Below are 21,483 nucleotides of genomic sequence, written 5' to 3'. Positions count from 1 at the left end.
TCTCCGAGCCGTGACACCGACATATGTGCTGGACGGCACGCAGATCAGAACGCTGGAGGACTTCTGGCGAGTCATCGGCGAAGCGATCAATGGTCCCGGGGGCTACTTCGGTCGAAACCTCGATGCCTTCTCCGACTGCCTCAGCGGTGGCTTCGGAACGCCGGACGACGACTATGCGGTGGAGTGGCGCGACCACCAGGTGTCTCGCGAGCATCTCGGCCATCCGGAAACAGCTCGTCAGCTGGAGATCCGGTTGTCACGCTGTCACCCCACGAACCGTCCTTCTGTCAGCGCTGATCTGGCCGCGGCGAGAGAAGGACGCGGACCCACTGTCTTTGATTGGCTGGTCGAGATCTTCGACGATCGTGCTCCCGGCGTCCTGCGACTCCTGTGACAGGCCATGAGGACGTGCGGACGGCCGTTGAGCTTGTGCGGGCGCGGTCGGCGGCAGCGACGGCGAGGACACGGGGGCCCGCGCCGTCGCGCGCGTACACGTCGGAGGCCAGGAAGCGGTGTACACCGGGGGAACCCGGTCGCGGCCTCAGGAATCCCGCTGCGGAAGCACCGTTGAAAATGTCACCCCGGTGAGCTCCTCGGAGACGGTCCACAGGCGTTGCTGTGCGGCCCGGTCGTGGGAGTCGGGGCTGGAGGTGACCAGCTTCGGGTAGCCGCGCATCTCCCTCCGGCCGCCGGGGCCGTAGTACTGGCCGCCGGTGACGGCCGGATCGGTGGCGGCGCGCAGGGTGGGCAGGGCGCCCATCTCGGCCTTCTGGGTGAGCAGCGGTGCGAGCCAGGTGAGGGGCACGCGAAGCGCGGCGGGTGTGTAGCGGGTGAGCTCGGTGTTGGACACGCCGGGGTGGGCGGCGACCGCGACCGTGGTGCCGTGCGGTGCGAGCCGGCGCTGCAGTTCGTACGTGAACATCAGGTTGGCCAGTTTGGCCTGGCCGTAGGCGGCGGCGCGGCCGTAAGAGCGCTCCCACTGCAGGTCGTCGAAGTGGATGGCGGCCCGGATGCGGTGGCCGATGCTGCTGACCGTCACGACGCGGGAGCCGGGTACGGGCAGGAGCCGGTCCAGCAGCAGGCCGGTCAGGGCGAAGTGGCCGAGGTGGTTGGTGCCGAACTGCAGCTCGAAGCCGTCGACGGTGGTCTGCTTCGGGGTGTACATCACGCCCGCGTTGTTGATCAGAAGGTCGATGCGCGGGTGGGCGGTGCGCAGGTCGGCCGCCGCGGACCGGATCGAGTCCAGGGAGGTCAGGTCGAGGGCCTGGACGGTGACGTCGCCGGCCATGCGGGCGGCTGCTTGCTTTCCCTTCTCGACGTCGCGGACGGCCAGGACCACCGTTGCCCCGCGTGCGGCGAGCACCCGGGCGGTCTCGAAGCCCAGCCCGGTGTTGGCGCCGGTCACGATCGCGACCCGGCCGTGCTGATCAGGGATGTGCTTCTCGGTCCAGTTGCCGCTCACGACGCACTCCTGAAGAAACCATCGGTCTGTTATTTGCTGGGGGGATCAACGTAAGAGACCGCCGGTCTTCTGTCAAGAGACCGATGGTCTCTAAGATAGGCTGATGACGTGACATTCCAGCGGGCGCGAAGCGCGGAGCAGCGGGAGATCCGTCGCCGGGCGATCCTGGACACGGCGGCGGCGATGCTCGACGAGATGACCGTGGCCGAGGTGACCCTCAACGAACTCAGCCGGCGGGTGGGCCTGGCCAAGTCGAACGTCCTGCGGTATTTCGAGTCGCGCGAGGCGGTGCTGCTCGAACTGCTGGACGTTTCTCTGGAGAACTGGCTCGCGGAGCTGGCGGGGGAGCTGGCCGCGGGCATCGAGGCGTCCGCGGCACCGGAGGCGCGGGCAGGCCAGCTGGCCGAGGTGCTCAGCCGGTCACTGGCAGACCGGGTGGTGCTGTGCGACCTCTTCGGCGCGCAGGGCGGAGTCCTTGAGCACAACGTCTCGGTCGAGGTGGTCAAGCGGCACAAGCGTTCCGCCCTCACGCGGCTCGCGGCCATGGTCGAACTCGTGCGCCGCCATGTGCCCGAACTCGGCGACGGCGCGCAGACGTTCTGCCTGATGAGCCTGGTCTCGGCGGGTGCCCTGTCGGCGTACGTACCGCCGCCCCCCAGCCTCGTTGCCGCCTACGCGGACGAGCCCGCCCTCTGCGTGCTCCACCTGGAGCTGCGTGACGCACTGCGCGTCTCCTTCACCTCGGCGCTCCTGGGCGTGCTGCCGCGCGCCTGAACCTTTCCGTCAGGTTCACATCGGACGCAACACCGCACTCAAGGGACTCGCCGGTGAACTCCCGGCCGTCGTCCTCAGCGGCCGTCCCGGCCTCCTGATCAGCACCGCCCGCTCCGGTTCCAGGAGTCGGGCAACAGCCCGACCGGTAGACGCGACCGAGGGGGCAGGGAGTGAATTCGGCGAGGACCCACGGGCCCTTTCACCGGAGCTCCCGCAGGAAGCATCCGGCCGGCCTCGCGCTGCACGAGGAAGCGGTGGCCGCGGCGCGGTCCATCGATCCGGCCGAACCTGTCCGTGCGGATGTGCTGTACGGGGCCCCCAACACGTGCCCGAGAGAGCTGTACGGTCTGGGTCGACGCGCCGAAGGGCTCGCCATGCGCGCCGAGATGTTCGCCATCGGCCGTGCACAGGCCGAACTGTCCGGAGCCCCCGTGGTCGAAGGGCTGCATGAGTGGGCTGCCGGACTCTCCGTGGAAGGCCGGTACGCCGAGGCTGCCGATGCCATGACCGAGCTGGTCGCGGCAATTCTGCCCGACCGGCCCAGCAGTGGGGCTCGCATCGGGTCACTCCCGGTCAGGACATCTCGCCGTCGTGGTCCGGGCCGGGGTAGGTGTCGGGCCCGGGGTAGGTGACGGGACCGGGTAGGTCGGGACCGATGTGTGGTGTCGGTCATCCATCGGCGGCTGCCGGTTCGATGTCGGTGGCTTGTCGGTGAGGTCCGGCAACGTGTGGGAGACGGCAGTCCGGAGCTCACTGGGCGGCCCCGATCGCGAGGAGCCACCATGCACATTCCCGTCACGGTCATCGGCGCAGGACTCGGCGGACTCACGCTGGCCCGCGTCCTGCACGTCCACGGAATACCGGCCACGGTCTACGAGGCGGAGTCCTCCCCGACGGTGCGCACACAGGGCGGGATGCTCGACATCCACGACTACAACGGACAGCTCGCCCTCAAGGCGGCCGGCCTGATGGACGAGTTCCACGCCATCGTCATGGAGGGCCGCCAGGCGACGCGGATCCTCGACCCGGACGGAACCGTCCTGTTCGACAAGGCCGACGACGGCACGGGCGGACGCCCCGAGGTGCAACGCGGCGAGTTACGACAGGTCTTGCTCGACTCGCTCCCGGCCGGCACCGTCCGGTGGGGGCACAAGGTCAGCGGAGCCCGCGCCCTGGGACCGGGCCGCCACGAGGTGACGTTCGCCGGCGGCGGGACCGTCGTCACGAGCCTGCTGGTCGGTGCGGACGGCGCCTGGTCACGGGTCCGGCCACTGCTCACCACCGCCACACCCGAGTACGCCGGCACATCGGTCGTCGAGACCTACCTGTACGACGCCGACACCCGCCACCCGGCCGCCGCGAAGGCGGTCGGCGGCGGGATGCTGATGGCGCCCGCGCCGGGCAGGGAGATCTTCGCTCACCGGGAAAGCGCCGACACCCTGCACACCTACGTGGCGCTGACCAGGCCGCAGGACTGGTTCGCCACCATCGACTTCACCGATGCCGCCGCGGCCGCCGCGCGGATCGCGGCCGAGTTCGACGGCTGGGCACCGGAACTCACCGCGCTGATCACCGATGGTGACACCGCGCCGGTCCTGCGCCCCCAGTACGCCCTGCCGACCAGTCACCGGTGGGACCGGGTGCCGGGGGTCACCCTGATCGGCGACGCCGCCCACCTCGCGCCCCCGAACGGCGACGGCGCCAACCTGGCCATGTACGACGGCGCCGAACTCGGCAGGGCCCTCGCCGCGCACCCCGAGGACATCGAGGCCGCGCTCACCGAGTACGAGCACGCCATGTTCCCCCGCGGCGCAGCGGCCACCACCTCTGAAGGTGGAGAGATCCCGCGGACCGACTCCGAGTACAACACGGCGCAGGGCCTGGTCAGCATGATCACCGAGAAGAGCCGCTGAGCGAGCCGCTGAGGCATCGATCTGATGCTCTCCGTCCCGCCCTCGCTCAAGCCTGGGCGGCAGCGGCTCCCGAACCCCGAACGCATCGACGTTGATCAAGGGCGCGAGCGATGAACCGACTCCCGGGCGGTTCCGGACAGCCATCACCGTCTCCGCGATGGTGCTCACCCTCCTGTCCTCGGCCCTGGTCGGCCGACCGTCTGCGCCGCACCCGCCCCGGCGCAGGCGGTCAGCAGGACCCCGCGCCCACCGGGACCCCGGCGACCCGGACCTGACCGAGGACCGGGCGCCGCGTCACCTGCCCCATCCCCACGACGAGGAGAACAGCATGCGCGATCACGCATCCGCCCCCGTTCACGCGCGGACCGGCGAGTTCCCGCCCCCGGCAGGACTCAGCGCCGAGGCGGTACGCGGCCTGGAGAAGCCGCGACAGGACATACAGTTCCCCGCCGTCGACGACTACGCAGGATGGCAGGAACTGGTCAGGACCTGGGACAGCGAGGCCCGGACCCGTCTGGCCGGGATGGGGAGCGGACGGCCGGTCGACTCCTCGGAGGTCGACATCGACGGGGTCAGCGTCTACGTGGTGCGTGCTCCCGAAGCGGGCGATGGCGGCACGGCGGTCCAGCTGTACTTCCACGGCGGGGCGCTGATCTTCGGTTCGGGTGAGATGTGCCGCTTCGCAGGCGGTCTCGCCGGTGAGAGCAGCGGACTGAAGACCTATGCCGTCGACTACCGGATGCCGCCCGAGCACCCCTACCCGGCGGCCCTCGATGACGCTGTCACCGTCTACCGCCGACTCCTCGACGCGTACGACCCGCGCGACATCGTGGTCACCGGTGCGTCGGCCGGCGGGAACATCGCCGCGGCACTGCTCGTGCGGGCCCACGACGAGGGCCTGCCGATGCCCGCCGCAGCCGTACTGCTCACTCCGGAGGTAGACCTCACCGAGTCCGGCGACACCCATCGAACGCTGGCAGGTATCGACGAGCTGCCACCCTCCCTGGAAGTGGTGAACCTGCTCTACGCGGCGGGCCGGCCGCTGGACGAGCCGTACTTGTCGCCGCTGTTCGCCGACGACCTGAGCCACTTCCCACCCACGTACTTGCAGTCGGGGACACGGGACACCCTTCTCTCCGGCACGGTGCGGATGCACCGCCGGCTGCGCACGGTCGGCGTTCCGGCCGAACTGCACGTGGGAGAGGCGATGCCGCACGGTGGCTTCGGAGGTGCCCCGGAGGACCAGGAACTGGAGGCCGAGGTACGGAGGTTCATCGCCACGCATACCCGCTGCTGATGCCGCCGCCGTCAGCGCGTGGGCAGGCAGCCGGAGCGGCTGTGCGCGGGAGTGGCGACCTGCTCGACGGTCGTCATCGCGCACCACCGGCAACCGCGTCGGAGCGGAGAAGGTTTCTCTCCGCGATCATCGATAGGTTCGGGTGTGCGGGACTGCGGAACAGCTCCTGGTTCAGAGCGACTGAGGGCGTAGGGGCAGCCTGAAGGCGATCGCAGTCCCCATGCGGGCACTGGTATTCCGGTTGCGAATGAGCAGTTGACGTAGGCCAGGATGACCCCCATGAACCAAGAAACAGCTGGTGCAGCCGAGCCGATCGCAAGCGAGCCGAAGGGGGGAAGTTTCCGGCTGGCGGCGTACGCCGTGTGCATAGAGGACGGGCGGGTGCTACTCGCCCATCACGCGTCAGGAAACTGGACTCTTCCGGGCGGCAGGGTCGAGCACGCCGAGGATCCGTTCGACGCGGTGATCCGGGAGGTTGCCGAGGAGACCGGCTGCGACGCGGCGGTCGAACGCCTGCTGGGCGTGGACTCAAGGGTGATTCCCGCAGCCGCCGCGCGTGCGGGAATCACGCACCAGAATGTCGGCATCTTCTACCAGGTCCGTATCACCGGCGGCCAACTCCGCCCCGAGCCGAACGGCGAAACCGTCGAGTCGGTCTGGACTCCCGTCCCCGAGGTCGCACGCCTCCGCCGATCATCGCTGGTCGACATCGGCCTCGCCCTGGCACGGACCGTTCCGGCAACCGGCCACGTCGCACCCGTCCCGGTCGTCGGCCTGATCCAGAACTGAGGGGCCACCAGCATCCGCCCGGCCCGCTCGACGGTTCAGCGGAGTGCGCGGTTCTCGGCTGCCGCGATGCGCCCGGACGGTGGCGAAAGCGGCGTTATTACGGTGCCGAGTCGACGCAGGAGCCGCGAGCGTGGGCGGGGCGGGGTGGGTGTGAGGGGCCGTGCAGGCCGCGTCGCCCCTCCTCCACGAGCAGCGCAGAAGAGAGGCTGGCCCCGTTCCGTACCAGCAACGCAGGATCGACCGTGTGATACGCAATCCTCGCGGCCTGGACACGACGCCGATCCGGCAGGTGCCGACCTCGCCCAGGGTGCCGGAGTGCTGCCGGTCCACCCCGGGCGAGGACGTTCCGTCCTTGGGAAGCCCGATGTCCTCCACCGGCGGCCGCCCCCACCGCCGCCGCCCGGCCATCGGCTGCATCGGCTTTCGGAGCCCGTCCAGCAAACGGCCCCGCAGATGGAGACCGCCCTTCCCCCGATGGTCGGCGCGCCTATGGTGCGAACACCTCCCCGGCGCCGCCAACCCTCTCCGGCACATGGCGAGTTCATCCACCGTCGTACCAGCAGGACACCACCAGACGAGCTAGCTGCCCATTGACGTGACAAGCCCTACCAGGCTGCTATCCGGCGAGGACGTCGCCGAAGTACGACAGACCGGAGGGCCCGCCGACCGAGGCGGCGCCGAAGGTCGTCGAGCTGGTGGCGGTGATACCGCTCGTACCGGACTTGAAGAGCCAGATCGAACCCGCGCCGTTGTTCTCGGCGTAGGCGCCGACCACCAGTTCCGCGCGGCCGTCCTTGTTGCTGTCCGTGAGTTCGACGGAGGAGCCGAACTGGTCCTGGGTCTCGCCGGTGCCGGGCACGCCCGCCGTGTCCTGCGTGAAGCTCTTGGAACCGGTGCCGGTCAGCCCCTTGGCGGAGCCGCGCAGCACGGTGACCGTGCCCGTGGCCCGCTTGCTCCCCGTGGCCTCGCCCGGCGCGCCGATCGCGATGTCCGCGTAGCCGTCGCGGTTGGTGTCACCCGCGGCCAGGCTCCAGCCGAAGCGGTCACCCTTCGTGGCGGTGCCGGGGATTTTGGTGGTGGCCTGGGTGATACGGACCGGCTTGCGGGTGGACAGCCCGGCAGCGCTGCCGTACGTCACGGTGACCGCGCCTCCGGGACCACCGTTCGGTTCTCTGGCGGACTTCTCCATGAAGTTCCCGGTCACGATGTCGCCGTAACCGTCCTTGTCGACGTCGGAGATGACGGCCTCGTAGCCCCCGGCGACCTTGCTGGACGACTTGAGGCCGGTCTTGCCCCCCTTGTAGAGGACACTGCGGGTCCGGTACCCGTCGCCGCTCTCCTCCTGACCCATGACCAGGAGGTCGGTCGCACCGTCGCCGTTGACGTTGCCCGCGACGATCTGGTCGGCGTTGATGCCGGTCTGGCTGTAGGTGTCGATACCGACGAGACCCGCCGCTTTGCCCGTCCGGGAGATGGGTCCCTTGAATATGTTCAGCTCGGGTGCGGCGATGTTGACGGCGGCCAGGTCGGTGCGCCCGTCCCCGTCGAAGTCACCGGACGCGAGGCTCCAGCCCAGTTCGTTCCGGTACTTGGGCAGCGGCGCCGAAATGTCGACGGCGGACTTCAGCCCGCTCGCGCCGCCCCAGACGACGGTGAGGACGCCGAAGGAGTCGGTCTTGCCGATCCGCTCGCCGTGCACGCCGACCACCAGGTCGGTGTACCCGTCACCGTCGAGGTCACCGGTGGTGAGGCGGTCGCCGAAGTAGTCACCCGTCTCCGGCGTACCCGGGATACCGCTGGTGGCCTGGCTGATGATGGTGCGCTTGGACTTGTCGAGCCCGTTCTTGGTGCCGTGGACGACGGCCACGTACCCGGCCTTCGCCTTTCCACCGATCTTCCCGAGGGGCGCGGCGATCGCGAGGTCGCGGTAACCGTCGCCATTGAAGTCGCCCTGCATCCCGGACGGCGCTGCGACGGCACTCCCCCCGGTGGCGAGCAGCAGCCCGCTGACGAGGGCGGCCGAGGCGGTGGTCGCGAGGATGGTGCGAAGGTTCTGCTGCATGCGTGTCTTTTTCTCCTACGGCACGCCGGACGCCGTGACGGCTGTCCGAGTCGGTATTCCGAGCCGGTGACATGCGGGGCCGGATCCTGCCTGGCCTCCGACCCCGCACACACGCATCGCTCGGTGCAGGTGTGACCACTGAAGGGCCCTGGGGGTTGTACGGCTCCCACGCCGTTGTTCCACCGCCTGGCCGGCGGGGTTGTCGCCAATCCGCGGCCCACTCGTCCTGGAGCGGCGCGCCGAACCCTTCCGCTCCGGTGGCCGCGCCCGGGAAGCGGTCGCCGAGTGGTACGGCATCCCGCACGAACACTCTGGTGATCCCTCTGTGGCGCCGGGACCACACTCGTCCGCGACTCCCCTTGCTCTGCCCGTTCTGGTGCCCGATAAGGACAGGGCTGCGGATGCGCCCTACGGAGCAGCACGACATTTTGGGGTGAAAAGGCGCCGTTCACCGTGCGCCTTCGGCCTCTGTCGGACTCCGTGTGGGGAGGGGCGTCCTCGGTGACTCCATGGCCTTTCCGGCGGTGCGTGGCGGCGCCGTGGCGCCGCCCGGACGTCGTGCTCGGTGACCGCGACGACGACCGCGACCGCGACAAGTGCCATCAACTTCGCACTCATCTGCCGGCGTCGGCTCAGGAACCACCGTTTGTGACGCCGATGCGACAGCAGCTGTTCACAGCGAAATCCTCCGCTCATCGGCCTTGAGCCCGCGGAGCGTCCACAGTCCGTACAGAGCCAGCAGAGGTTTGGCGGCCATCCACTCGCCAGGTCGGTAGTCATCCGCGCGCACGAGCTTCTCAGCCAGATCAGGGCGCTGTCGCCGCAAGTACGCACGGGCCTTGAGCGCGTGAGCCGGCTGGGAGACGATCTTGATGCGATCGACGTCCTTGAGCAAGGGGATCACGTTCGTGATGTTCTCCCACGTCGTCGCACTTCGGTCTTCGAGAAGAACGGTGCCGTCGAACTCCATTACCGACCTTGCGTAGTCAGCCATCAACTGGGCCTCCGCGGCGCCGCTGCTGGTCTCACCACCACTGAAGATCACGCGGGTGTCTCGCGTGTTGCCGGCGGCAACGGAGCGAACGCCAGCACGGACCCGCCAGCGGTTGATGAAGTTCGCCGTCGGTTGGGGGTTCCGGTAGCCCAACACGACCACAGCCTCGGACGCGCCCCCGCTGCTCCCCACGAGGGCATGGGACCAGCGCCAGTTCAACCACTCGCCCCAGGCCAGGGCCGCAGCCCCAGCCATCGCCAGTCCTGTCCTTCGTCGCATGCGGCGACCCTATGACGCCGCGGCATCGGACAGCGAGGGCACGAGCCGCGCTTTCGACGGCGCCGAGGCGCTCATCGACGGCATCGAGGCTTCGCCCCGTGGGCGACGGCTCGGAAGAAGCCGGCCTGAGAACTCGTAAAACGCTCTTGTCGAGATGCCCTGGCTGTGCGCTACCGGTGCGATGACTCGGCCGTACGTGAGGGTGTGGGTACGCGACCGTGGAGTGTGGACGTCGCCGTCCGCCGGGATGATCGTGTTACGAGCGCTAACGCAGGAGGTCTGTCACCAGGACTCCGGGCAGGGCGGGGCCGGAGGCTGTGCCGGAACCCGTGACCTGCGACGTTCTGTGGCAGTGAACCGGGCCGGTAGGGCGTGTGTGGCTCACGTAGTCACCTGGGACTCATCGGCATCTTGCTTGCGCAACCCATTTCGATGCCGAGGCGTCCGTACTCTTGACGGACGGCTGTCGATCACTCGGGAGGGCACGTGGCGAAGAAGGACCTGACAACGGACGCGGCGAGGGAGAAGGACCGCGAAAAGTGGATGGCTCGCTTCCAGGTACGGCTGGCCATGCAGCCGGGCGTGGACCGGGCAGTGGTGCTCCAGGCGGTCAAGGAAGTCACGACACACTGCGCGGATACGGGAGAGCACCCGCGGACTGCTTTCGGCGACCCTGATGCCTACGCCGTGCAGGCTGCCGAGCGGCTGGTACCGGCGGACCGGGCGGCGAGCGCGAGGCGGCACGACGCCGCAGTGGACAAGCTCGGCTCCGTGCTGAAGAGGGCCCGGGACATCACCGGTATGTGACCGGTTGGAACGGCGCACGCCGCGGCTCGGCGCACGGCACTGAAGCAGCCTGGGCTGTTGGGCGTCCGCGCGTGCGCGCTGCTGGTGACGGACGGCGTGGCGTCCCGGTGACGACCATCGAGCTGCGCCCGGTCGAAGCCGCAGGTGAGACCTACGGTGCTTCGGCTGACCGACCACGATCCACCACCGTGGCAAGGGAACACCGCGAGTCCGGTTGCCGGCCTTCTCGAGCGGGAGTGGAGGGCTGCGCCCGTCGATGGCCGGGGCGTGGGCGAGGCGGCCCTGCCACTCCTGGACGACCTCGTACAGGGTTCGTCGTCTCCGGCTACGAAGCCAGCGAGTCCATCGACACGGCGGAGCCGCGGGGAAGACGCCGGTGAGCGGGCAGCCGTACGCGGACCGCTTCCCCGCGTCGGCCGCGAAAGTCCTCGACCCCCTGCGCCATCACGTCGGAGACGCCGTGCGGGGGCCTGGCGTGACGGCCGCTCACCGGCCGGTGCTCAGTCGACGCCGCTGAGATGGACCCGGCTGGTGCGGTCGTCGACCTGGACCACCGCGACCTTCAGCCAGTTGAGGTTGTCCTCACACGGCGCGCACACCTGACCCCTCGCGGACCCTCGCCAGCAGATCGGGCTCCGGCAGCCCCAGATGCGAGAACGGCGTCGATGGATTCGTCCTGCGGGCGAGTGGCCGTTCCCGCAGGCTGAGTGGTGCCTCCGGCTTCAGCCGCGCGACGAACTCGTCCACCTCGCCCGCAGGGACGTGGCTCCACGCTCATCGGGCGTCCCCGTTCCGGCCGATGTCGGTACGTGTGCTGTGCCGTCCCGGTTCCTTCGGAGGATCTCGTCGTGATCCGCACCGTGCCTTCGACGGATACCCGGGTGGTACACCCTACTTCGGTGCCTGGAAGCCACCGATCTTCTGCTCAAGCAGTTCGGCCAGCCTCAGCGGGGTGCGGTCCTCGAACATCGGGCCGATGAGCTGCACTCCCACCGGCAGACCCTCGGGCGACCGGCCCGCTGGAACAGCGGTGGCGGGCAGACCGGGCATAGTGGCCAGACCGGCCCAGACGAGCTGGTCGAAGTACGGGTACTCGACGCCGTCGATGTCGATCCGACGTTTCAGCAGGTCGGGATCGTGGTCGTGCGGGAACGCGGGAGTGGGTGTGATGGGACACACCACGGCGTCGAACTCGGCGAAGAACTGCCGCCAGCCATGGCGGTGGAGCTCGCGAAGCCTGTTCGTCTCGATCCAGTCGCGGTGGCTGAACACCATGCCGCGCAGCCGCGTCGCATCGAGACTCCGGTCGTCCGCGCTCAGTCCGGCGACGTGCGCCTGCAACTGCTCGTACGCCTCGACGGGAAAACGTGCAACGGAGCCGGAGAACAGGAACTGCGTATAGACCACCGCGGCTTCGGCCAGACCGGGCAGCAGCGGACTGTCCCGCTCGACGCGGGCACCGCCGTCGACAAGCGCGTCGGCCACCCGGTCGACGCCCGCCCGCACGGCGGACCCGGTCGGAATGAGCGGATGCTCGTCGAGGACCAGGACCCGGAAGTCGCTGAGCCGTTCGTGGCGCGCGGGCGGCAGCGTCACGTGGTGCGCCACACCGAGCGTCAGCGGGTCCGGTCCGGCCATGACGTCGAGCAGCAGCGTGAGGTCGCGAGCGGAGCGCGCCATCGGACCGACGACGGCGAGGTCCTGCTCGACCGGGAGGGCCGGCCCGGGCGGCGGGACCATGCCGCGACTCGCCGCCAGCCCGAGTGTCGGCTTGTGCGCGTAAACGCCGCAGAAATGCGCGGGGGTGCGCAATGAACCGGCGAGGTCGGAGCCGATGGACAGCGCGCCGAATCCGGACGCCAGGGCCGCCGCCGAGCCGCCGGAGGATCCGCCCGACGTACGAGATTGGTCCCACGGGTTGTTGGTGGTGCCGTAGATCTCGTTGAAGGTCTGTATGTCCTGCAGTCCCACGGGCACATTGGTCTTGCCGAGCACCACCGCGCCCGCGGCCTTGAGCCGCGACACCTGCACCGCGTCCTCGGCCGGCACGAAGTTCCGGTGCGGCGGCATGCCCCAGGTCGTGGGCAGCTCCGCAATGTCGTACGACTCCTTGACCGTCACCGGAATACCCAGCAGGGGCCGGTCCTCACCGCGGGCACGCGCCCGGTCGGCACCGCGCGCGGCGGCCCGTGCACGGTCGAAATCCGGCACACAGATCGCGTTGATTCCCTCGTCGCCCTGTTCAATACGGGCGATCGCCTCGTCGGTCAGTTCCGCCGAGGTCACTTCACCGGCACGCAAGGCAGCTGCGAGTTGCTCGGCCGTCGCAAATATCCACTCCATGAATCCGACCGTACGGGCCTGTGGGGGAGGGCACGAAATGTCGCTTCGTACAACGGGGGTGGATCTCTGAATACCCATCTGCCTGGCGGTCCTTGACCCGATGGCCGCAGTGCTGGTGGGACTCGTGCGCTGATGCGCTGATGGACGGGGACGGCGAGTTCAGGACCGCGGCTGTCAGGCCCAACGCCTGGACCGGACGGCGTGGCCGACGGCGCCACCATTCACGCATTGCCGGCCGCCGGACACAGTGAGCGGTCCGTGGCCCGGCAACTCGGCCTGAGCCAGAACACGATCCTGCGCTGTGTGAGGGAGCGGATCGTCTGGCCGGACGCGGTGGAGCCGCCGTTCAAAGGGCGCCGGGCCCTGAGGCAGGAGGGCGACGAGGACTCCCTGCCGCAGGGCATGGTGGCGATGGTGGGGTCGGCCTGCCGGTGGGCTGCTGCCGAGGGCAACCTTGAGCAGGCCGCCCTAGCCCCGGGGCTGTAGTTCGGTGGATCCGGCGCTCAGCATTCGCACGACCGGGGAGCAGCGCTCGCCGCGCGGCCCCGTGGCCCTCCGGGCACGCATGATCTGTCCCGGCGCTGTGCGGCCCCCTGCGGCATTCTGAAGGCTTCCGAGCTCCCGACGACGAGCACGGCTTCTCGTGCCCCTGACTCCGGCCGGACGTCCTGGGGTTATGACGACCGCCCGCCGAACTGCCAGTTGTGCACCTCGATGTCGGCGTACCGTTCCGGGGTCAGGACGGCGCGTGCCGTGTCCGGGTCCGGCGCCCGGAGCAACGCCGCCGTGCCCAGCCAGGTGGCACCGTCATCGGAGAGCAGTGGCCCGTAGGCGATCAGCTCGTCCCTGTCGGGCGGCACCGCGAGATCGGCGGCCTGTCCCGTGCCGAGGCCGATCACCAGGTACCGGTTGCCGCCGGTCCGGCCGCCGGGGAAGTCCCACATGGTGCGCGCCAGCGTGTTGCGCCACCGTCGCAGCAGCACGTCCCGGTAGACGCCGGCCTGGTAGCCGGGCTCATCGAAGGCGAACGCGCGGGCGGCGACGGGATCGGGCAGGTCAACGATGTGCACGCTGCCAGTGGGTGTATCGCCGACCAGGGTTGGACCTCGGGCGATCATTTCCTTTGCGTATAGGTCCATATATGACCAATGCTCTTCCAGTAGCTCGTCGCGCAGTGGCAGGGAGCCGGGCCTGTCGCGGTGGTAGCAGAGAAACTCCATGCCCATAGGGTCTCTTCAACGAGGTGACCAGGTCGAGCGCATTTCACTGCCAAGACCACTGGACAGCCTCACCCCCCGGACGAGCGCCAAGATCATGGACGGCCTCGCACCTGCGGAGCGCACCGTGGGTTGCGTGTCGGGCTGTCCACCGGAGTCGTTCTGACCAGCGGGTTTCGTGGTCGACCCCACCTAGGTGTCCACGACGACGAAACCCAGTAGTCCACCCCGTCCGCCCTGTAGCAGTCCCGCCATCGAACTGCCACTCGGCAACGAGTAATTTCGCATCAGCCGACCCCTGGCGGTGTGGGGCGAGCAGTGCCGTCAGCTCGTCATACCGGGGGTCGATACCTTCATGACCAGGATGGCGCTCGATGCCGACGGTTCCTGCTTCGTCTACTACGAGTATTAAGTTGGCTCGGATGAGTGTGCAAGGGCGGAGCTACCGATACGTCGGACCGGCCGACCTGAAGGCTGCGGTACGGCCCGACAGCGGCGGCTGTCGGATCAATACGGCGGCTGGCTTCGGCAGCTGGGTCGCCGAGCGATCGGCAGAGGAGCTGGTCGAACCGTTTGCCTTCGTGGTCGGCACGGATGGTGTACTTCGGCTGGCGCCGCGACGAAGCGAACACGTGGCCTGTGCCGGCGGGGAAATGGTCCTGAGCGCCGGGGAGATGAGCTTTACCCGCGAGGCGGGCCGATGGGCAGTGGGCGACGTCAGCAACCACTCAACCGGGTACTGCCCGGACGTCATCTCCTGGTCAGCAGTCGCTCGTGCTCTGGATGATATGGGGCTCGGGCGTCCGTCCGGCTTCACCCACGAAGTGGTGTTCCGTCGCTGTCCCGGCTGCCAGGAGCACAACATTGTGCGCGAGGACGACTTCGTCTGCGTCTTCTGCGGCAGCGATTTGCCGGAAGCCTGGAACGTGGATCCCGCCGCATGACGGCCATGGGTCATAGCCACTCGTCGATGGCTGCGACGACGACAGTTGCATCGACCCGGGGGCCGCGTGCAGCGGCGGGAGGAACTATGCGCAAAGCGGGCGTTTTTCCAGGCGTCACCGTTCTCCTGTCGAAGGGTTTCGTGTGTTTGCCATCTCTGTAGGAGTCTTGGTTCTTATTTTTGGCACCTGCCTCTTGGGGAATTTCTGGAGCCTCGCGAGTCGAATATTCGCATCCGTCTCAGATTTCGTGAACCCGGGGTCGGCAACAGTCAACACCTTTAGGGCGATCGGCGCAGGAATGATTCTTATCGGGTTCTTCTGGATTGCTACTGCTCTTACTGAATTCCGATAGAGGATTCCGGAATTTCGCGTTGGCCGCCAAGGGCTACTCAGGTCCGTTTCTCTGGACACCAGAACGAGTAGGTGGCGGTGGCGGTGCGTCTGCTGGGTAGATCGCGTCTCATGACATCCGTCCCATGGAGTACTCATGCTGTCGAGCTCCGGTCCGACCACGTGATCAAGAGGTTCAAGCGTGAGAATCGCGGAGAGTGCGAGCGTGAGTGGCGTGCGCTGACGCTGCTTGCCGCACATGCACCGGGGTTGGCCCCGGTTCCTCACAGCGCGGACCTTGAGGCGGAGCACCCGGTGGTGGTGATGTCGCGACTGCCGGGTGAGCCGCTGCGGGGAAAGGTGCTCAGCGATCAGCAGCTCAGGGCTCTGGTCGCGGCAGTGAGTGAGCTGTACGCGGCTGTGCCGGCGGATGTTCTGGCTGAGGTCCCCGTCCGGCCTGGCCGGCAGCATCAACTCATCGCCCAGATCCGTGCCTGGGTGCCGCAGGTTCGTTCGCGGGTCGACGGGGAGGTGGGCGTGGCCATGGACCGCGGCCTTGAATGGCTGGCCCGTTCGGATATGGAACGAGTCGGCAGGCCGGACGTCCCGAGGGTTTTCGGCCCGGGGGACGGCAACCTCGCCAACTATCTGTGGGACGGTACCCGCGTGCGGGTGGTCGACTTCGAGGACTCCGGTCTCAGCGACCGACCCTTCGAGCTGGCGGAGATCACGGAACATGTGGCTGCCTGGGTTGGTCCGCCCCTCGCCGCAGAGACATTCCTGAGCTTGTTCGACCTCAATACTGCCGAACGCGCTCGGCTGTCGGAATGCCGCAAACTGCTGGGCTCGTATGGCTGTTCCTCCTGTCCTTCGGAGACCCGCAGCCACCCCGTAACCCACCGGGAACGACCGAGCGGCAAGCCGCCCGACTGCACAACCTTCTTGCCTGAGGTCATACACCGAGCGGGCTTCCGTGCCAGGACTGACCACGAACTCGTCGCTTTCATCACCCGGGAAAGGTGAGCGTGACGATGGTCGACATCGACCCCATGCCGGCGCTGCCGTTGGATCAGTCCTGCTGGTCCAATTCATCGGCGAACGCGCGGAGGGCATCAGCCAGCTCCTTCTTCGTGGGCAATTCGTCCACCTTTCTTTCCAGGCCGTCGATACGCTCCGCCAGGTCGTCCAAGCTTGCCGGTGCCGTGGGACCTGTTGTGGGCCCGTTCGTAGGGACCGGAGTCTGGGACGGGCCCCCGTCCGAACCCGCCGAACCTCCAGTGCCCGAACCGTCGGAGCTGCCAACGTCGGTGCCGCCCGATCCGCTGACAGAACCGCTGTCCGTACCGCCCGTATCCGTACCGCCCGAGTCCGTACCGCCCGAGTCCGCGCCCCCCGAGACACCGCCGCTTCCGGGGGCGGGGGTCGCGGAGGGCACGGGCGTCGGGCCGGCCGGTCCACCGTCCTGGTCGGCCACGGCAATCGCCCCGCCCACACCCAGCACCACGGCGGCCGCCGCACCGACCAGCGCCACCCCCACGCGTCGAGCCCGTATCTTCCGCATGTGTGTCATGCGACGGACATTAGCCACTGATCACGGCGGACGGATTCCTTCCGCCCATTTCGCGCAACAGGGGCCTCATGCCGCAACGCGGCGGTCCCCGGAACCCACTCGGCCCGCCCTGCGATGCGCGAGCGGGCAGACCGGAGTCGAGGCAGAAGCGCACGGCTCGGCGTTCCTGAACGCGCGTTGGCCGCAGGCGTCCTGACAGCCAAGTCGTCGACCCACGGGCTTCGGCCTGGCCTCGGCCCGAACACGATGCCGTCGGCGCGGACGACCGAACTGGGTGGGGCCGACTGCGAAATGGGGTGGCGGATGCACTCCTGACAGAGCGACGATCTCTCGGTACTCCCCGATGAAAGGGCAGTTATGGGTGACGTCGCTCCGAGGGAGCTCATCGCGCTCGCCGATGACGAGGGGAACAGCGTCACCGTCAGTGTTCTGGGGCGTGATCCTAGGTGGAGCGCAGGGCTCGACGCCGAGATAGTGGTCAGGACGCCGTTCGTGTCAGGCCGTATCCACTTGGTGCTGTCCGCCTCGAAACTGGATAGCTGGGCGGGCGCGCTGAACAGGCTTGACGCCGGTGAGGACGTCGTATGGATGGAATGGGACAGGGGTCCGTCCATTTCCCTCCAGCTCACCGGCGAGCGCGACTGTCCGGAAGTGGTCATAGAGGACGAATCAGGCTCCATGGTCACCGTACGTGTGCCGCTCGTCCCGCCGGATGACTGGATTGCGGATCACCGGCAACGCCTGAACCAGGTGATGAACCACTGGGTGCCGATGCTGTCAGCGCCCGATCCGCGATCCTGGCGGCGCAGCAGACCGGAGCGACGGGCCGGGATCCACTGAAACCTGCTGTACGAGTTCAGGGATGTCGTTTGGCGGACCAGGACCTGGACGCCCGGCCGCCGCCCGGCCGAAGCCGGGCCGACGTCCGGCCGACGCCGGGGCGGCGAGAAGGTTGGTGTGCGGGGCCGACGGAACCGGGTAACGTCGTTGTTATGTTCTTCCAGGCGCCGATTTACGAGTGAGAGTGTGATGGGCCCCTGCTGACGTCCTTCGACGTCGCCGCCCGTCCCCCACCGATGAATCCGTAGATCACTTCACATCATTTCGGGAGAACCCATGACCGTGAGCAAGAACATCAACAACCCCGTGGGCATGGGCGGTGGCCAGCGCAAGAGGCTGTCCCGCGCCGAGCGGCAGAACAACGGTCCGCACCGCAACCTCGACCGCCAGGGGGCGGCCGACCAGAAGGCGGAGCTGGTGCGCAAGATGCGCGAGAAGGCAGGCGTAGCCGGGGACGCAGGGCAGGCGGGCGACGACACCGCACAGAGCTGACGCACCGCCGCCGCCGGGCGGCACCGCACCGGACCCTGCTGTCGTATCGGGGCGCTGCTGCCGTAGCGGGCGCGACCGGTCCCGCCACGCTCTCGGCCGACCACCCGCGTCTCCGCCGGTCACCCGGGGCAGCCGCAGATTCGCCCAGTCCCGTCACCGCCACCACCCCAGCTGCACCAGCAGCTCAGCACGTTCCCCGTGCCCGGCCCGGGTGGCACCGCGGCCAATGCTTGCCCCGCGACGTTGAGGCGGGGAAGCGGCCGAGGGAGCGAGGGCTCGCCGTCCCTCCTCGTGTCATGCCGCTGCCTCGGGAGCGTGGCCCGGCCCGTTCTCCTCCTGGATCTGTCTGTCTGCGACGATGGGGCGGCCATGTACCTTCGCCCGTGAGGTGATCTTTCGGTTCGGGCACCGGCCGAACCCGGGGGAGCGCAGCGCGGACAGCCTCCCATCCGTGCGCAGCGAGGGAACCGCACGGCCGGCCAGGGAGCCCCGGTGCCCCCGCCCCCATTTTCCGGCCGCCGTGCGCATACTCTCCGCAGCCGCGGGCACCAGACGTATGACCCGAGTTCAAGCAGGCACTTCCCCCGGCCTGCTGGAGCCACCCGGCCCCACCAGCCTCCCCTCGCTGGTGGGGCCGTGGCATATCCAGGGCTCCTGCTGCGTCACCGACTTCCAGACCGCGCACCGCTGCGTACCCGCGGGCCGGGCCTCGTGCTCGGGCGACGCGTTCACCTGCTTCGGGGCCGGGCGGGAGCGGGCATGTCCGGTTTTTAGGTCGAGTGACCTATAGTTGTATTCATGAACATTGATCAGCTGGTGCATGACCCCGAGGGCCCGATTCTGCTCGTCGGTGGATACGGGACGGTGGGCGCGGAACTGGCGAGGGCGGCGCGGGGACGGTGGCCGCTGCTGTTCGCGGGGCGTTCGCCGGGGAAGGCCGCGGAGCTGTGCCGGGAGGTCTCCGCCGAGGCCCGCCGGTGGGACCTGTCCGCCCCCGAGCCGTTCCACGCCTCCGTTCGAGCCGTGGTGAGCCTGGTGAACGATCCGGACGACCGGGTGCTGCGGGCGGCCCTGGACGGCGGAATCCCGTATGTGGACGTGACGCGCTGGACGGCGAGGATGCAGCGCGCGGTGGCCCTGGTGTCGCTGGGCTCGCCCACGGCGCCGATGCTGCTCTCGTCCGGGTGGATGGGCGGGGTGGTTCCGCTGGTGACCGCCGCGCTCGCGGAGCGGCTGGGCGGCGTGGAGAGCGTCGACACCGCGATCCGCTACGACCTCGCCGACCGGGCGGGGGCGGACTCGGTGGAGTTCATGGACCGGCTCGGCGTCGACTTCGAGGTGCTCGAAGAGGGCCGGGGCAAGGTGGTGAGCCCGCTCACCAGCGTTCGTACGCTCGCCATCGGCCAGGACCGCACCAGGGTCGCCAGGATCGACACCCCCGAGCAGTTCACCCTGCCCCTGACCCTGGGAGCCCGTACCGTCACCACCCGTATCGGCTTCAGCAGCAACTCCTCCACGTCCACCCTGATTGCCCTCGGCAGGACCGGATTCTTCCGGCACGCCCGGGGTGACTGCTGGCGACCCGTGCGCCGCCGCCTCCTCTACTCGCCCGGCGAGGGCGGCACCGCGGCCGTCCGTATCGAGGTGCGCGGGCCGGGGGGCTCCCTGACCGCCACCGTGACCGACCCGCGCGGCCAGGCGCACATGACCGCCGTCGGCGGGCTCCTCGGACTGCGGCGCGTACTCGGTGACGACGGCGCACCGGCGGCGCGGGCCGGGCTCGCCTTCCCCGAGTCGCATCCGCTGCCCGCCACGGTTCTGCCGGCCCTGGAAGCGGCGGGCGTCCAGGTCGACGTCGTGCCGTCTTCCTCCGCGTCTTCCACGTCTCCCACGGCTTCCTCCGCGGAGGCCGCGTGACCACCGCCAAAGGCGCCGCGCGCCGGGCCGCCCTCCTCGACGCCGCGGAGGCCACCCTCGTCGGCAGCGGGTACACGGCCCTCTCACTCCGCGCCGTCGCGGACACGGCGGGCATCCGACTCGGCCACCTCCAGCACTACTTCCCCTCCCGGGACAGCCTGGTCGCCGAACTCCTCGCCCGCATCCTCCAACGCTCCCTCGACCGGGTCACCGAGGTCGTCCCGGACGGCAGGCCGGACGAAGTGATCGGTCTGCTGCTCGCTCAGCAGTCCGACACCCAGCTGGTCCGCGTCTTCGTCGAACTGTGGGCCCTCGCGGCGCGTGACGAGGCCGTCGCCGTCGCGGTCCGCGCCTTCTACCGCCAGTACGCGGATCTGCTCGCCGACCGCATCCGCACCCTCGCCCCCGGCGTCCCGGAGGAGGAACAGCACGCCCGTGCCGAGGTGTTCATCGCCCTGATCGAGGGCAGCACTCTGGTCCGCTCCGGAGTGGCGGGCACCCCGTCCACCGCCACGGACGCACTGATCTCCCGTACCGCCCTCGGGATTCTCACCGGAGGCGGATCCGCCTCTGGGCTCCCCGGCCCGGCGAGGCCCGCGATCGGCCCCGACGTACGCGACTGAACATCGGCCATGCCCCGGTCGTCGCACTGCCCGACCGCCGTGCCGAGGGCGATGCCTCCGGTACCGGAGGCATCGCCGGCGCCGCACCCACGCGGTCCGAACACCGAGCGCACCGTCGGCAGGGCCGGTACGCGCACGAGTCGCCCGACACCCGGCGCTTCCCTTCCGTGTGTCCTACCAGTACGTGGCCGGTCCCGCGAGGACCCAGCCGGCGTCGGTGGACTTGACCCGAAAGCCCAGTGCCACCTCGATCTTCTGCGCGCGGTAGGTGATCTCGACGTACGGATGGCTGTCGGCGGGGTCCCAGTGGAAGTCCGCGAGGTCGAGTTCGCCGAGCCAGGACAGGTCCTGCTCCCACCCGTCGGCAACAGGGCTGCCGCTCGCCTCGTCCTCGTCGGTGCTCGCTTCGACGGAGCCGCTCCACAGCGACTTGAGCACATGCCGGACCGGGTAGTGCTCGATGAGTTGCTCGGCCTCAGGGATGCTCCCTGCCCTGAGCAGGCTGAAGTAGTGGCGAATGACTGCTTCGATGTCGGTCTTGGCAGGGTGCTCCATCCAGATCTTCACCGCGAGATCATAGGATTTTTCTTTATGGTCCGACCTTGAATATCCGGGGAACTGCACATGGGTGGACACACCGTTCCTCGCAATGCCCGCGCAACGGTCCTCGAACGGATGACCGGAGGCGCTTCGGCCATCGGGAATCTGCCTGAAAAACATCAGTCGCAATCCGGGATGGGACGGTTCGGCTCCATCGAAGTCTGACGCAGGGAAGCAGCCACGGGTGCTGCCCTGCGTATGGGCTCCCGGCTAGACTGAATTCGCGGTGA

At 68.9% G+C, this 21,483-nt stretch carries 20 protein-coding genes and 1 pseudogene; 13 read left to right on the top strand and 8 right to left on the bottom strand.

What is annotated here, in order from left to right; genetic code table 11:
* Positions 1–10: 10 nt before the first annotated feature.
* Entirely contained in the window at positions 11–394 is a 384-nt protein-coding gene (locus tag OG251_RS43900) for a barstar family protein (protein ID WP_326682899.1), read from the top strand.
* Positions 395–541: 147 nt separating this feature from the next.
* Here the strand turns inward: OG251_RS43900 and OG251_RS43895 are convergent, their stop codons facing one another.
* Positions 542–1,462: an SDR family NAD(P)-dependent oxidoreductase gene (locus OG251_RS43895; protein ID WP_326682898.1), complete on the bottom strand. Its 921-nt coding sequence runs from the start codon at positions 1,460–1,462 to the stop codon at positions 542–544.
* A gap of 108 nt (positions 1,463–1,570) precedes the next feature.
* On the opposite strand from OG251_RS43895, the gene OG251_RS43890 reads away from it, so the two are divergent.
* From OG251_RS43890 to OG251_RS43875, 4 genes are all read left to right on the top strand, one after another.
* Positions 1,571–2,236, top strand: a complete 666-nt coding sequence (locus OG251_RS43890; RefSeq protein ID WP_326682897.1) for a TetR/AcrR family transcriptional regulator — start codon at positions 1,571–1,573, stop codon at positions 2,234–2,236.
* Between the two features lie 782 nt (positions 2,237–3,018).
* Entirely contained in the window at positions 3,019–4,149 is a 1,131-nt protein-coding gene (locus tag OG251_RS43885) for an FAD-dependent oxidoreductase (RefSeq protein ID WP_326682896.1), read from the top strand.
* A gap of 328 nt (positions 4,150–4,477) precedes the next feature.
* The gene (locus OG251_RS43880; RefSeq protein WP_326682895.1) at positions 4,478–5,446 is read left to right on the top strand and encodes an alpha/beta hydrolase; all 969 of its coding nucleotides are present in this window, start codon (positions 4,478–4,480) and stop codon (positions 5,444–5,446) included.
* A 279-nt stretch (positions 5,447–5,725) separates the two neighbouring features.
* On the top strand, positions 5,726–6,235 hold the full coding sequence (locus tag OG251_RS43875) for an NUDIX hydrolase (RefSeq protein ID WP_326682894.1): 510 nt from the start codon (positions 5,726–5,728) through the stop codon (positions 6,233–6,235).
* A 273-nt stretch (positions 6,236–6,508) separates the two neighbouring features.
* Here the strand turns inward: OG251_RS43875 and OG251_RS43870 are convergent.
* From OG251_RS43870 to OG251_RS43860, 3 genes and pseudogenes are all read right to left on the bottom strand, one after another.
* Positions 6,509–6,767 (bottom strand): annotated as a pseudogene (locus OG251_RS43870) (IS701 family transposase); the annotation flags it as partial.
* A gap of 84 nt (positions 6,768–6,851) precedes the next feature.
* Positions 6,852–8,297, bottom strand: coding sequence for an FG-GAP and VCBS repeat-containing protein (locus OG251_RS43865; protein ID WP_326682893.1), 1,446 nt, complete (start codon positions 8,295–8,297; stop codon positions 6,852–6,854).
* A gap of 673 nt (positions 8,298–8,970) precedes the next feature.
* Entirely contained in the window at positions 8,971–9,570 is a 600-nt protein-coding gene (locus OG251_RS43860) for a YdcF family protein (RefSeq protein WP_326682892.1), read from the bottom strand.
* Positions 9,571–10,056: 486 nt separating this feature from the next.
* On the opposite strand from OG251_RS43860, the gene OG251_RS43855 reads away from it, so the two are divergent.
* Positions 10,057–10,377 (top strand): hypothetical protein, encoded by a 321-nt coding sequence (locus OG251_RS43855; protein ID WP_326682891.1) that lies wholly within the window; start codon positions 10,057–10,059, stop codon positions 10,375–10,377.
* A gap of 891 nt (positions 10,378–11,268) precedes the next feature.
* Here the strand turns inward: OG251_RS43855 and OG251_RS43850 are convergent.
* The gene (locus OG251_RS43850) at positions 11,269–12,720 is read right to left on the bottom strand and encodes an amidase (protein ID WP_326682890.1); all 1,452 of its coding nucleotides are present in this window, start codon (positions 12,718–12,720) and stop codon (positions 11,269–11,271) included.
* A 258-nt stretch (positions 12,721–12,978) separates the two neighbouring features.
* Between OG251_RS43850 and OG251_RS43845 the strand changes: the two genes are divergently transcribed.
* Positions 12,979–13,206 carry a hypothetical protein gene (locus tag OG251_RS43845; protein WP_326682889.1) on the top strand — a complete coding sequence of 76 codons (228 nt, stop codon included), beginning with the start codon at positions 12,979–12,981 and terminating at the stop codon, positions 13,204–13,206.
* 188 nt (positions 13,207–13,394) lie between these two features.
* Here the strand turns inward: OG251_RS43845 and OG251_RS43840 are convergent, their stop codons facing one another.
* Positions 13,395–13,940 carry a YciI family protein gene (locus tag OG251_RS43840; protein ID WP_326682888.1) on the bottom strand — a complete coding sequence of 182 codons (546 nt, stop codon included), beginning with the start codon at positions 13,938–13,940 and terminating at the stop codon, positions 13,395–13,397.
* Positions 13,941–14,359: 419 nt separating this feature from the next.
* Between OG251_RS43840 and OG251_RS43835 the strand changes: the two genes are divergently transcribed.
* Positions 14,360–14,881 carry a hypothetical protein gene (locus tag OG251_RS43835; protein WP_326682887.1) on the top strand — a complete coding sequence of 174 codons (522 nt, stop codon included), beginning with the start codon at positions 14,360–14,362 and terminating at the stop codon, positions 14,879–14,881.
* A 513-nt stretch (positions 14,882–15,394) separates the two neighbouring features.
* Positions 15,395–16,234 (top strand): phosphotransferase family protein, encoded by an 840-nt coding sequence (locus OG251_RS43830; RefSeq protein ID WP_326682886.1) that lies wholly within the window; start codon positions 15,395–15,397, stop codon positions 16,232–16,234.
* A gap of 46 nt (positions 16,235–16,280) precedes the next feature.
* Here the strand turns inward: OG251_RS43830 and OG251_RS43825 are convergent, their stop codons facing one another.
* Entirely contained in the window at positions 16,281–16,781 is a 501-nt protein-coding gene (locus OG251_RS43825) for a hypothetical protein (protein ID WP_326682885.1), read from the bottom strand.
* Between the two features lie 357 nt (positions 16,782–17,138).
* On the opposite strand from OG251_RS43825, the gene OG251_RS43820 reads away from it, so the two are divergent.
* From OG251_RS43820 to OG251_RS43805, 4 genes are all read left to right on the top strand, one after another.
* A complete protein-coding gene (locus OG251_RS43820; protein ID WP_326682884.1) occupies positions 17,139–17,621 on the top strand; it encodes a DUF5959 family protein in 483 nt (160 codons plus the stop codon).
* A 276-nt stretch (positions 17,622–17,897) separates the two neighbouring features.
* Positions 17,898–18,113 carry a DUF6243 family protein gene (locus tag OG251_RS43815; protein ID WP_326682883.1) on the top strand — a complete coding sequence of 72 codons (216 nt, stop codon included), beginning with the start codon at positions 17,898–17,900 and terminating at the stop codon, positions 18,111–18,113.
* A gap of 798 nt (positions 18,114–18,911) precedes the next feature.
* Positions 18,912–20,030 carry a saccharopine dehydrogenase gene (locus OG251_RS43810; RefSeq protein ID WP_326682882.1) on the top strand — a complete coding sequence of 373 codons (1,119 nt, stop codon included), beginning with the start codon at positions 18,912–18,914 and terminating at the stop codon, positions 20,028–20,030.
* Positions 20,027–20,653, top strand: coding sequence for a TetR/AcrR family transcriptional regulator (locus OG251_RS43805; protein WP_326682881.1), 627 nt, complete (start codon positions 20,027–20,029; stop codon positions 20,651–20,653). The genes OG251_RS43810 and OG251_RS43805 overlap by 4 nt, the downstream gene beginning before the upstream one ends.
* Positions 20,654–20,827: 174 nt before the next feature.
* Here OG251_RS43805 and OG251_RS43800 read toward each other — a convergent pair whose 3' ends face one another.
* A complete protein-coding gene (locus tag OG251_RS43800; RefSeq protein WP_326682880.1) occupies positions 20,828–21,220 on the bottom strand; it encodes a hypothetical protein in 393 nt (130 codons plus the stop codon).
* Between the last annotated feature and the right edge of the window lie 263 nt (positions 21,221–21,483).

The sequence above is a fragment of the Streptomyces sp. NBC_01237 genome, assembly GCF_035917275.1.
Taxonomy (GTDB): domain Bacteria; phylum Actinomycetota; class Actinomycetes; order Streptomycetales; family Streptomycetaceae; genus Streptomyces.
The sequence above is the reverse complement of the archived record's forward strand: the minus strand, read 5'-3'. Positions and strand labels throughout refer to the sequence as shown.

Excerpts from the sequence above, each read along its gene's own strand:
- OG251_RS43885 (WP_326682896.1), top strand. The coding sequence starts at position 3,019 with ATGCACATTCCCGTCACGGTCATCGGCGCAGGACTCGGCGGACTCACG.
- OG251_RS43880 (WP_326682895.1), top strand. The coding sequence starts at position 4,478 with ATGCGCGATCACGCATCCGCCCCCGTTCACGCGCGGACCGGCGAGTTC.
- OG251_RS43875 (WP_326682894.1), top strand. The coding sequence starts at position 5,726 with ATGAACCAAGAAACAGCTGGTGCAGCCGAGCCGATCGCAAGCGAGCCG.
- OG251_RS43865 (WP_326682893.1), bottom strand. The coding sequence starts at position 8,297 with ATGCAGCAGAACCTTCGCACCATCCTCGCGACCACCGCCTCGGCCGCC.
- OG251_RS43860 (WP_326682892.1), bottom strand. The coding sequence starts at position 9,570 with ATGCGACGAAGGACAGGACTGGCGATGGCTGGGGCTGCGGCCCTGGCC.
- OG251_RS43850 (WP_326682890.1), bottom strand. The coding sequence starts at position 12,720 with ATGGAGTGGATATTTGCGACGGCCGAGCAACTCGCAGCTGCCTTGCGT.
- OG251_RS43840 (WP_326682888.1), bottom strand. The coding sequence starts at position 13,940 with ATGGAGTTTCTCTGCTACCACCGCGACAGGCCCGGCTCCCTGCCACTG.
- OG251_RS43835 (WP_326682887.1), top strand. The coding sequence starts at position 14,360 with ATGAGTGTGCAAGGGCGGAGCTACCGATACGTCGGACCGGCCGACCTG.
- OG251_RS43825 (WP_326682885.1), bottom strand. The coding sequence starts at position 16,781 with ATGACACACATGCGGAAGATACGGGCTCGACGCGTGGGGGTGGCGCTG.
- OG251_RS43820 (WP_326682884.1), top strand. The coding sequence starts at position 17,139 with ATGGGTGACGTCGCTCCGAGGGAGCTCATCGCGCTCGCCGATGACGAG.
- OG251_RS43815 (WP_326682883.1), top strand. The coding sequence starts at position 17,898 with ATGACCGTGAGCAAGAACATCAACAACCCCGTGGGCATGGGCGGTGGC.
- OG251_RS43810 (WP_326682882.1), top strand. The coding sequence starts at position 18,912 with ATGAACATTGATCAGCTGGTGCATGACCCCGAGGGCCCGATTCTGCTC.